Genomic DNA, 11,397 nt, shown 5'->3' with positions numbered 1-11,397 from the left:
TCGCACCCTGGATTATGACACTCATTGTCAGGGATATCGACCAGCCCGACGTGAATAATGGGGTCCCCTGCAGATGACGGCGAGCAAAGCGTGCGTTTCTCTCGTCTAGCGGCGTTCCGGTACAGCTCGTGCTCGCTACGGATGCAGGTTGCATCCGAGACCGAGCACACGCTACGCGGCGCTCGGAGGTAGCGTCTCGCGAAAAACGCCGAGAGGGAGATTTGAACTACGTCCGAGACCCTGCCTTCGGCAGAACCTCGGTCTCATTCAAACCTCCGGACCGTTTCAAGCGCCAAACCGATTCGCGCCGCTACATACGGTTATCGGTTGTTGCTGCTGAAAAACGCCGAGAGGGAGATTTGAACTCCCGAGTCCGTGGGGACAGCAGATTTCGAATCTGCCGCCTTGGCCGGGCTAGGCTATCTCGGCTCATCCGTTGATACTCGGGTAACGTTTTTACCGGTTTCGATCTCTCTCGGAGTCTGTGGATCAGTCACGTCCGATCGGCTGGCCGCCGTCGGCGATCCTCGAACGGGGGGACGCCAGTCGAGGAACCGGTCACGAACGCGTTCCAGCGATCACGGTCCAGTAGAGCCACCAGGAGCGAAAACCATTTGACACGAGCGGCCGAGGACGCTTTCATGGACGTCACCCAGGCCAGCACCGAGTGCACGGCCGTCCTCCAGACGATCGACGACGCCGTCATCTGCGACCGATCCTTCCCCGAGGACATCCTCGTCGGGGTCGTCGGCCGCGGCCACGTCCTCGTCGAGGACGTTCCCGGCACCGGCAAGACGCTGACCGCCCGCAGCGTCGCCACCGCACTCGGCCTCTCGTTCTCCCGCATCCAGTTCACGCCCGACTTACTCCCCGCGGACGTCACCGGCACGCACATCTTCAACGAACGCGAACGCACCTTCGAGTTCAACAAGGGCCCGATCTTCGCGAACGTCGTCCTCGCAGACGAAATCAATCGCGCCCCGCCGAAGACCCAGGCTGCGCTGCTCGAGGCCATGGAAGAAGGACAGGTCACCGTCGACGGCGAAACCCGTCAGCTCCCCGACCCCTTTATCGTGATTGCCACCCAGAATCCGGTCGAACAGGAGGGGACCTTCCCGCTTCCGGAAGCCCAGGTCGATCGATTCCTCGTCAAAACGTCGATGGGATACCCCGACGAGGCCGGCGAAGTCGAACTCTTGCGGCGGCGCGCGGATCGGGAGACGACGAGTCCGTCCGTCGAACGGGTGCTCGAACCCGAGCAGGTCGAACAGCTCCGTCGGGCTCCGGAAACGATTCGGGTTGACGAGGACTTACTGGAGTACATTGCGGCGCTCGCCCGCGAGACGCGAAGCGACGGTCGCGTCGAGGTGGGCGTCTCACCGCGTGGCACACAGCGGTTGTTCGAGGCGGCGCGGGCCTACGCGGCGATTACCGGACGGTCGTACGTCACACCGGACGACATCAAGCGCGTTGCCCGGTCGGTGCTCGCCCATCGGCTCGTACTGACGCCGGACGCGACCGTCAACGGCGTCGACAAATCGCAGGTCGTCGACGGCGTCCTCGAGTCCGTTCCGGTTCCGACGGTCGAGGCACCGGACCAGAACGCGTAGCCGACCGACTCTCAGTCGCGCCGTTATCCGGTGTTATCCGGTGTTTTTCATCCCGGCAGCGATCCCTTTGACCGTCAATCGGAGCGTTCGCTCTTCGATGTCCGTCCGGTGCGAGCGATCGAGCAGGTACGTCTGGAGCAGGTTCAGCGGATCGACGTAGGGGTTTCGTCGCTCCAGGTTTTCGCCCAGCCAGTCGCGGGTGTGCAGTTGCTCACGTTGGCCGATTTGCGTGATCAGGTCGGCCGCTCGCTCGTACTCGTCGAGCAGTCGCGGGAAGAACTGCTCGCGGAGCTCCTCGTCCGCGAGTTCAGCGTACTGGGCTGCGATTTCGGGTTCGGTGCGAGAGAGCGAGAGTGCGGCGTTGTCGAGCGTCGTCCGGAAGAACGGCCACGACTCGTACATCTCCTGGAGGGTTTCCACGTCGCCGCCGTCGTCGAGGTACGCGTCGATCCCGGTTGCGATGGCGTACCAGCCGGGTAGGATACACCGCGATTGAGTCCAGGAGAATACCCACGGAATCGCCCGCAGATCCTCGACGGTCCGCTCGCCGGATCGCGAGGCGGGACGGGATCCCAGGTCGAGGTCCTCGATGACGGTGATCGGCGTCGCCTGTTCGAAGTACTGGACGAAGCCGTTGCTCTCGAGCAGGTCGCGGTACTCCCGGCGGGCGACATCGGCCATGGTCTCCATGGCGTCGACCCACTCCTCGCGGACCTCCTCTTCGGGCTGGTCTTCCGCGTAGAGACGCGCCCGAAGCTGTGCGTTGAGCATCTGTTCGATGTTGCGCTCGGCGATGCGGGGGTTGGCGTACTTCTCGGCGATCGCCTCGCCCTGCTCGGTGAACTTGACCTGGCCCGTCACGGTGCTGTTTGGCAGCGCGAGCAACGCCTCGTTCATCGGGCCGCCGCCGCGCGAGATCGACCCGCCGCGGCCGTGGAACAGCCGCATCGTCACGTCGTGGTCGTCGCAGATCTCCCCGAGTCGGCGCTGGTTCTTGTACAGCGACCAGTTCGCCGCCAGGAAGCCGTTTTCCTTGTTCGAGTCCGAGTAGCCGAGCATGATCTCCTGCGTGCGGCCGCGCGCTTCGAGCGCCTGCGCGTAGGCCTCGTTTTCGAAAAGCGAACCCATGATTCGGCGTGCGCCCGAGAGCGCGTACTCGGTTTCGAGCAGCGGCACGATATCGATCCCGCAGTGTTCGGGCAGGGAGATGACGCCCGACTGATCGGCCAGGAACAGGACTTCGAGGACGTGACTCGGTTCCTCGGTCATCGAGATGCAGTAGGTGTCGATCGCCTCGACGCCGTACTCGGTCTGCCAGTCCGCGAGCCGGTCGAACAGGCGGAGGACGCGAGCGGAATCGTCCGAGAGGTCGGCAGTCGCCGTCAGGTCGATCACCGGTTCGTCCTGCAAGATCGCGTCGGTCAGCAACTCGACGCGCTCGTCCTCCGAGAGGCCGTGGTAATCGACGCCCTCCGCTTCCAGCGCCTCCGCGATCGCGTCAGTGTGTTTCTGCTGGTGATCGCGCAGGTCCAGACTCGCGAGCGAAAAGCTGAACGTCGCGACCTGTCGGCGAATCGGATCGACGTGGGCGTCGACCACGCTCTCCGCACCGTTATCCCTGAGGCTCGATGCGATCACCGTCAGATCCGACCGCAATTCCTCGGCGTCGTCGTACCCGCCCGGCCGCACATCGCCGACGCGATCCAGTCGCTCTCGCATCAACTTGAGCTTCTGGCGGTACGGCTCGTCCGGATACCGTTCTGCCGCGGTCTCGGCACTCCCTGGCAACCGCTCTCGATCCGCCTCGAGTCCAGCCTGGAACGCCGGTCCGGTGTCGATCCGACTGCCGTCCTGACTCAACACCCCCGACAGTCGCTTGAGTTGCTCGCGGTAACGCTCGAGGATCACCGAACGCTGCCGTTCGAGCGTTTTCGCCGTCACCTCCGGGGTCACGTACGGGTTCCCGTCGCGGTCGCTCCCCGCCCACGACCTGAACTCGAACAGCTTCGGAATATCGAGATCGCCCGCGACCTCCTCGTCGATCGCGTCGGCGAACTCGTCGTAGATCTCGCCGACCACGTCGAACAGCGTATTCTGCAGATACCACTGCACGTTTCGCGCCTCGTCTTCCGGTTCCGGCTGCCGGTTTCGAACCTGTGGCGTCTGCCAGAGACTCGTCACCTCGGAGTCGACATCCTTCCAGACTTGTCGTTTCTCCTTGTCGGTGAGCAACCGCTCGTCGAAGGTTTCGAGAGCCGTCGCAATCGACCGGAGCTTCGACTTGACCGTCTTTCGCCGCGCTTCCGTCGGGTGTGCCGTAAACGTCGGCTCGATCAATACGTCCTCGAGAACCTGTCGTACCGTCTCAATATCTTCGTCTCCGAGTTCAGCCGCCGCCGTCTCGAGACTGTCCGCGAGCGCATCCTCCTGGGAATCGGTTCGGATCGACCGAACTCGTTCGCGCTCCTCGGCCAGATTGATCAGTTCGAAGTACGTCGTAAACGCGCGGGCGACGATCCGCTGTTGGTGGGGTGAGAGCCCCTCGAGTTCAGTGATGAGTGACTCTCTTGAGTCGAGTTCGCCCGCGCGGTAATCGATGGCTGCTTGGCGACACGACTCGACCGTTTCGAAGGCCTGGCGTGAGGTCTGCTCCTCGAGGATGTCGCCGAGTAGGGTGCCGAGTTCCCGGACATCCTGCCGGACTTCCCTGTTGTGTAGTCGCATATCATAGGGGTGTGAGTTGAACGGTAAAAAATCCTTGCAGGTTCTCAGCCGGCCATATACATCGTTTTCGATGATAGTTATCGACGATACCAGACGAAAGGAATCGGTCGAATCGTGCAGGTAAATCGTCACCCGGGTTTGCAGCGCTGCTATTTGGCCAACATAGTGCAGAATTTACTACAACTGGTGTTAGTGACTCACTCAATATTCCTTATATACGCTTATAAATAGCAGATACCACCATTCAAAGTTAGTGTATCTTGAAATACCAGATGTGGAGATCAGTGCCGAACCGATGTCTGAACGGCGAGGGTCGAAACGAGCGAGTCCATCGGTCCGCTGGACGATGCGGCGGCGGTTGCGAGAGAAGCACGTAGCGACACCCGGTGGCACCGACCGGCGAGACGGCATCCGGCCGCCGGATACGGAATTATAAATAATATCGACTCCAAGATTAATATCACATGTCTCGAACGACGATGGGCGACGACGGCGGACGGAACCGTCTGGGAGACGCCCGCCAGAACGCACGAACGGACGCCGCCGCTGCGGGCCGGAGGATCGATATCGCGATGAGACCCGGCGGTAGGCGCGGCAGGATGTCTACCGAGCGAATCCGAGGTGCCCGATAATGCCTGGTTCCGACCCGTCCGCGGAGGATATCAAAGCGCACGTGCAAACGTACTGGAACGACCGCGCCGAGACGTATGACGACGACAGCCACCACGCCATCCATGACACCGAGCAACGCGAGGCGTGGCTCTCGGTTCTGCGCACGTTGACGGGTGAGCCCCCACAGCAGATACTCGATCTCGGCTGCGGGACCGGCGTCATCTCGTTATTGCTTGCTGAACTCGGCCACGACGTGACGGGAGTCGATGTTTCGACCGAGATGCTCGAGCGAGCGAAGGAGAAAGCCCGTCAGGCCGAGGTATCGCCCGAGTTCTATGCGGGAGACGCAGAGGATCTGGACGAGCCCGAGAACGAGTTCGATCTGGTGACGGGCCGGCATCTCATCTGGACGCTTCCGACGCCCGCGAGCGCGATCCAGGAATGGCAGCGAGTTGTCCGTCCCGGCGGTCACATTGCGCTCATCGAGGGCCACTGGGATTTCCCGGAGCCGTTCGAGGGCTACGAGGCGATTCACGACGACCTGCCGCTGTACGACGGTCGTCCGCCCGCGGAGTTGGCCGCGTTCCTCGCGGAGCACGGACTCGAGGCCGTCGAGTACGAACCCCTGATGGATTCGGTGCTTTGGGGCGACGAGCCGAACTATGATCAGTATATCGCGGTCGGTACCGTTCCACGATGAGCGATCGGAAACCGTCGCTCGTATTCCGATTGCGGTTCAACGAATCAGACCGATGCACCTAGAGACAAGTTCGTGGCCGGAGATCGAAGACGAAGCACCGACGACGGCGCTCGTTCCCGTCGGCAGCACGGAGCAACACGGTCCGCACGCACCGGTCGGAACCGATACGATCATCGCCCGTGCGATCGCCGCCGCGGCCGACCGAGAGTGGGGCGGCACGTCAGTCGTGCTCCCGCCGATTCCCGTCGGAATCGCACCCTACCACGGCCGCTTCCCCGGAACCCTGTCGATCTCGCCGGAGACGCTTCGCCGCTACGCCCGCGACATCGTCGACTCGCTAGCGAAGTCCTGTTCGAGCATCGACACGGTCGTATTCGTCAACGGACACGGCGGAAACGGCGAGACGCTCTCACACCTGGCTCGAGAGGTGACCGAGTCGGATGCGACCGATCTCACCGCGTACCGCTGGGAATGGATGCGCGCTCTCGACGACCACGTCGGACACGCCGGTGAACTCGAGACGTCGGTTCTCCTTCATCTCTGTCCGGATGATGTCGATGATCCGGTCGCTGGGGACGCAACGACGTGGGCAAGCACGGTCGACGGCGGGGTTCTCCACGAGTTCACCGACGAGTTCAGCGAGAACGGCGCGGTTGGTGATGCGACGAACGCGAGTTCGGAACAGGGCGAAGAAGTGTTTGTAGCGGTCGTTGATGCGCTCGTGTCGTTTTTGGGGCGCGTGCAGTAGGGCGGGGAGCGGTGGAGTCGGCAGTGAGGGTGGTCAAGCGGGCACAGGTGAGCGTGAAGGCGGCAACAGGAGCGGTAGGGGGTGAGAGCAATACGGGAGCGTGTGGTGGGTGCGGTACGGAATCAGTGTGATGGGAGCAGTACGGAATCAGTGTGATGGGAGCAGTACGGAATCGGTGTGATGGGAACAGTACGGAAGCGGTGCGGAAGGGGCGGTTTCGACCGAACCGGTTCGCGCTCGGCCGTGTGTGACGAAATGCAGTTAGTGGAGAGTGACGGAGTCGTGAGCATGGTTCGATACGCGCGGTGTCGTCGGCACCTGAAACGAACGGGGCAACTCCAGCGGTCGATTGACGGTGATCGGTCGTGACGCGGTCGGAGCAGTCCGACGAACCGATCAAAGCGGTGGTCCAACAGTACTGGAACGGACGGGCCGACTCGTACGACGACGACGGCATTTCCGGCGTCCACGCCGACGAGCAGCGCGAGGCGTGGCTGTCCGTTCTCCGTCCGTGGGTTGGCGAGCGGTCCCGATCCGTCCTCGATCTCGGCTGCGGAACGGGAACGCTCTCGGTGCTGTTGGCGGCGGCCGGACACGACGTGACGGGGATCGACCTCTCGCCCGAAATGCTCGGCCGCGCTCGAGAGAAGACACAGCAGGCGGGACTGTCGATCGAGTTCAGCGTCGGAGATGCCGAGCAGTTACCAGTTCCCGAGAACAGCTACGACGTGGTGACGGCGCGCCACCTCGTCTGGACGTTGCCGACGCCCGCGGCGGCGGTGCAGGAGTGGCGGCGGGTCGTTCGTCCCGGCGGCCGGCTCGTGCTCGTGGAGGGCTACTGGGACTTCCCGGAACCGTTCGAGGGCTACGAAACGATTCACGACGAGTTGCCGCTGTACGACGGTCGTCCGCCCACGGAGTTGGCTGCGTTTCTCAGGGAGGAGGGATTCGACGCCGTCGAGTGCGAACCGTTGTCGGAGTCGGTGCTCTGGGGGGAAGAGCCGGAGCAGGAACTGTATCTCGTGGCCGTCGATGTCCCCGAGTAGCGGGGTCGTCGAATCCGGCGAGCGATCGCCCGTTACAGAAGTAGCGAGGCGAATGCCCCGCGTTCACTCGCTGTCCATCGAAATCGCTTCGAGCCCGTAGTGCAATTCCGTCGGATGAGGTTCGTAGCCACGGACATCGTCGCCAGTCGCGATGACGTTCGTGTCGTTGGTCACGACGACGATCGGCGCGTCTTCGACGACGATCGACTGGACCTCGCGATAGCGTTCCCGTCGCGCCCCGAGCTCGTCGAGTTCTCGTGCGTCTTCGAGCAGCGTATCGACGCGATCGTTCCCATAGCCGTGGGGTATCGACGCGGCCGTCGAGTGGTACAGCTCCGCGAGTCGGTCCGGATCGGGATACCAAAGCGTTCCCCACGACGTGAAGTAGGCGTCGAACGACCGCTGAGTGACCCGATCGATCATCGCGCTGTACTCGAGCGTTTGCACGTCGACGCTGATGCCGACCGCAGCGAGGTGATCTTGCATCACCTCGGCGATCAGGGGAAGGCTTCTGGCGTCGAAGGTGAGAAATTCGACGGACAGTTCGACACCGTCGCGCGTCCTGGTCTCGCCGGCGGTTCCGGTCCATCCGGCATCGTCGAGCAGTGTCCGGGCCCGGTCCGGATCGTAGGGATTCGACTCCAGATCCGGATTCGCCCACTCGGTGATCGACGGCGAAAACGGCCCGACTGCGGGCTCGACGAGCCCGTCCAGGAGCGACTCGGTGATCGTCTTCCTGTCTATCGCAAGGGACACGGCCTGCCGAACTCGCCGGTCGTCGAACGGTTCCGAATCCGTATCGAACGCGAGGAATCGAATTCGCGGAATCGGTGGCGTGTAGACGTCGATCCCGCCGGTCGATTCGAGCGCGTCGACCGTTTCGTGCGGGAGGATTCGCGCCATCTCGAGTTCGCCGTTCTCGAGTTTCATCCGGCGCGTCTGATCGTCGTCGACGACCTCGTAGCGAACCGACTCGAGGGCCGGAACCTGCCCGTAGTAGTCGTCGTTGCGGGCGGTCAGGATCTCGATGTTGGGGTTGAACGATTCGACGGCGAACGGTCCGGTACTGATCGTCTCGGTGACCGACCCGTCGTCGTCGACGGCGCGGGGGCTGAGGATCACCGCCTCGTTACGCGAGAGGTGAGCCGGCAACGGCGCGAACGGCGTTTCGGTTGTGACGGTGACGGTCGTCTCGTCGACCGCCTCGACGGCGTCGATCGGAACGTCCTCGAATGCGGGCGCGTCGACGGTTCGGGTGAGCGAGTCGACGGCGGTCGTCGCGTCGAACGCCTCTCCGTCGTGAAACGTAACGTCCTCTCGAAGCGTGAACTCCCACTCCCGGTCGCCGCGTCGCTCCCAGTCGGTCGCCAGTTCGGGCGCGGGCGACGCGTCGTAATCGACGCCGACCAGTCCCTCGGTGATTCCGAGCCGGCGGATCGTGCTGCCGCCGTCGAGCGGGTCCCGGTTCGGTTTCCACGGGCTACCGATTCGAAAGTCGGCCCTGTTTGCATCGTTCGCCAGACACCCCGCAACGGCGAGCGCCGCGGTTCCGAGCGTCGTTTGCAGTGCGGTTCGCCGATCCATCGTGTGCCGTCTCTCGTCTGTCATTGTGTGTCGATATCGTCGGTGGTCTCGATCGATTCTTCGGCATTACCGTCCGGTACTGGCGCTCCCTCGTCGATTCCCGGGCGGTCCTCGATCGCTCGCGAATCGTCTGCACCGGTCTCCCGGCGGTCCGCATCGTCCCGCCACTCCGGAGCGTACAGACACCGCGAACGCGCCTCGCCGACGGCCTCGAACGTCGGCTCAGTTCGCGAACACTCCTCGGTGGCGGCCGGACAGCGGGGGTGGAAGGCACAGCCCGTGGGCGGCGCGGCGAGATTCGGCGGTTCTCCTGCGAGCGCATCGCTGCCCGACCCCGTCGCCGATCGCGACCCGCCGTCGGCTCCCGTTCGACCGTCCGGGATCGCATCCAGCAGCGTTTGCGTGTATGGATGTGCCGGATTCGAGAGCGTCGAGCGCGCCGGCCCGACCTCGACGAGTTCACCGCAGTACATCACCGCGACCCGATCCGCGATGTGGCGAACGACGTCGAGGTCGTGCGAGACGAACAGATACGCGAGCTCGAGGTCGTCCTGCAGGTCGGCGAGCAGATTCAGGATCGTCGCCTGCGTCGACACGTCGAGTGCGGCCGTCGGCTCGTCCAGGACGAGCACGGACGGCTCCAGCGCGAGCGCGCGAGCGATCGCGACGCGTTGGCGCTGGCCGCCCGAGAGCTGTCGCGGGTACCGATCGGCGACGGCGGGCGAGAGTCCGACCAGCGAGAGCACCGTCGCGATGCGATCATCCCGCCGCGGCTCCGCCCACCCCGCTTCGAGGAGCGGTTCGCCGATCGACTGTGCCACCGTCCGTTTCGGATTGAGACTCGCGCCCGGGTGCTGGAACACGACGTCGATCTCGGCCAGTTGTGAACTCGTCCGCGCGTCGACGCCGCCGACCCGCTGGCCGCGGAGGCAGACCGTTCCGTCGTCCGGCGTTTCGAGGCCGGCGACCAGGTGGGCGAGCGTCGACTTTCCACAGCCGCTTTCGCCGACGAGGCCGACGGTTTCTCCCGGTCGAAGGTCGAGGGACACGCCGGTAACGGCCGGCACTCGGTCGTCGGTTCCGAGGAGTCGATCGAGGAGCGCGTCCGACTGTCGGAAGGATTTCGTGACGCCCTCGAGTTCGACGATCGGCTCGGCCGCGTGTTCCGGTTCCGGTCCCAGTCCCGGCTCTGGTCCCGATCCTGAGTTGTCGCCCGGGTCCCGCCCGGAATCGCCGTCCGGAGCAGCCGCCGCAGCCGCGGCTGTATCCGTGCCGCCGTCGACGGCCAGCGACGGCGCGTCGCGTTGCGCGTCGCTCCGGGTGTCCGGCCGGGGAGTTCGAACCGCCTCGACCGGCGCGTCGCGGGCAGCCGGCACGTCACACCGAACCGTTCGGTCCGACCCGACGGCGACCGTCGGCGGTGCCGATGTCCGACAGTCGGGGGTCGCGAACGGGCACCGATCGGCGAACGCACATCCCGGTGACACGGCTCCGTCCGGCGGCGTTCCCGTGACCGTCGGGAGCCGCGACCGGGGCTCGGTGCGGCGCGGCAGACACCCGAGCAACGCCTTCGTGTAGGGGTGTGCAGGATCCGACCGGAGTTCGTCGGCCGGGCCCCGTTCGACGACGACCCCGTCGTACATGACGACGATCCGGTCACACAGCGTCGAGACGACATCGAAGTCGTGGCTGATCACCAGCATTCCCATCCCGCGTTCGTCGTTGAGTTCGGCCAGACGGTCGAGGATCGCCGCCTGCGTCGTCGTATCCAGGGCCGTCGTCGGCTCGTCGGCGATCAGGACGGACGGCCGCCGAGCGAGCGCGATCGCGAGCATCGCCCGTTGACGCATCCCGCCGCTGAACTGGTGGGGATAGTCGTCGACTCGTCGGTCAGGCTGTGGAATCCCGACGGTCTCCATGAGTTCGAGGACGGTCGAGCGCACGCTCGTCGATCGGAGCCGGGCACTCGCCCCGAGCGCGAGTTCTTTGAAAAACGGCTGCGCGTCCGGCTCGCGGTGAACTCGAAGGGCCTCGGCGATCTGTTCGCCGATCGGGTACACCGGGTTCAGCGTCGTCGACGGGTCCTGAAAGACCATTGCGAGTTCTTGGCCGCGGAGCCGTCGGAGCGTCCGGTCGTCGGCCGTCGTCAGGTCCTGCCCGTCGTAGCGAATGCGCCCGTCGACGATCTCACCGGGAGATTCGAGGCGGACGATCGAGCGGGCGGTGACCGACTTGCCGCAGCCGCTTTCGCCGACCAGACCGACGATTTCGCCGGGGGCGATCTCGAACGACGCGCCGTTGACGGCGTGCACGGTGTCGGACTGAGTGCGAAAGCGAACGTGGAGATCGTCGATTTCGAGCGGACCACTCATC

The 11,397-nt window shown here is 64.4% G+C and carries 7 protein-coding genes and 1 tRNA gene; 4 read left to right on the top strand and 4 right to left on the bottom strand.

Going from position 1 to position 11,397, the window contains the following annotated elements:
* Window positions 1-344 precede the first annotated feature (344 nt).
* A tRNA-Ser gene (locus SM755_RS10220) sits at window positions 345-429 on the bottom strand.
* Between the two features lie 212 nt (window positions 430-641).
* Between SM755_RS10220 and SM755_RS10215 the strand changes: the two genes are divergently transcribed.
* The gene (locus SM755_RS10215) at window positions 642-1,610 is read left to right on the top strand and encodes a MoxR family ATPase (RefSeq protein WP_006666279.1); all 969 of its coding nucleotides are present in this window, start codon (window positions 642-644) and stop codon (window positions 1,608-1,610) included.
* 33 nt (window positions 1,611-1,643) lie between these two features.
* Here the strand turns inward: SM755_RS10215 and ppc are convergent, their stop codons facing one another.
* Window positions 1,644-4,334 (bottom strand): phosphoenolpyruvate carboxylase, encoded by a 2,691-nt coding sequence (ppc, locus tag SM755_RS10210; protein ID WP_323172541.1) that lies wholly within the window; start codon window positions 4,332-4,334, stop codon window positions 1,644-1,646.
* Between the two features lie 631 nt (window positions 4,335-4,965).
* On the opposite strand from ppc, the gene SM755_RS10205 reads away from it, so the two are divergent.
* The 3 genes from SM755_RS10205 (at window position 4,966) to SM755_RS10195 (ending at window position 7,440) form a co-directional block, all read left to right on the top strand.
* Window positions 4,966-5,646, top strand: a complete 681-nt coding sequence (locus SM755_RS10205; RefSeq protein WP_323172540.1) for a class I SAM-dependent methyltransferase — start codon at window positions 4,966-4,968, stop codon at window positions 5,644-5,646.
* Window positions 5,647-5,698: 52 nt separating this feature from the next.
* A complete protein-coding gene (locus SM755_RS10200; protein WP_323172539.1) occupies window positions 5,699-6,394 on the top strand; it encodes a creatininase family protein in 696 nt (231 codons plus the stop codon).
* 365 nt (window positions 6,395-6,759) lie between these two features.
* Window positions 6,760-7,440 carry a methyltransferase domain-containing protein gene (locus SM755_RS10195; protein WP_323172538.1) on the top strand — a complete coding sequence of 227 codons (681 nt, stop codon included), beginning with the start codon at window positions 6,760-6,762 and terminating at the stop codon, window positions 7,438-7,440.
* A 63-nt stretch (window positions 7,441-7,503) separates the two neighbouring features.
* On the opposite strand, the gene SM755_RS10190 is transcribed toward SM755_RS10195, so the two are convergent.
* Together SM755_RS10190 and SM755_RS10185 are read right to left on the bottom strand one after the other, a co-directional pair.
* Window positions 7,504-9,048, bottom strand: a complete 1,545-nt coding sequence (locus SM755_RS10190; protein ID WP_323172537.1) for an ABC transporter substrate-binding protein — start codon at window positions 9,046-9,048, stop codon at window positions 7,504-7,506.
* A complete protein-coding gene (locus SM755_RS10185) occupies window positions 9,045-11,396 on the bottom strand; it encodes an ABC transporter ATP-binding protein (protein ID WP_323172536.1) in 2,352 nt (783 codons plus the stop codon). The genes SM755_RS10190 and SM755_RS10185 overlap by 4 nt, the downstream gene beginning before the upstream one ends.
* Between the last annotated feature and the right edge of the window lies 1 nt (window position 11,397).

The organism is Natrialba sp. PRR66 (assembly GCF_034808065.1).
Classification (GTDB): domain Archaea; phylum Halobacteriota; class Halobacteria; order Halobacteriales; family Natrialbaceae; genus Natrialba; species Natrialba aegyptia.
This window is presented reverse-complemented; position numbering and strand designations above follow the sequence as displayed.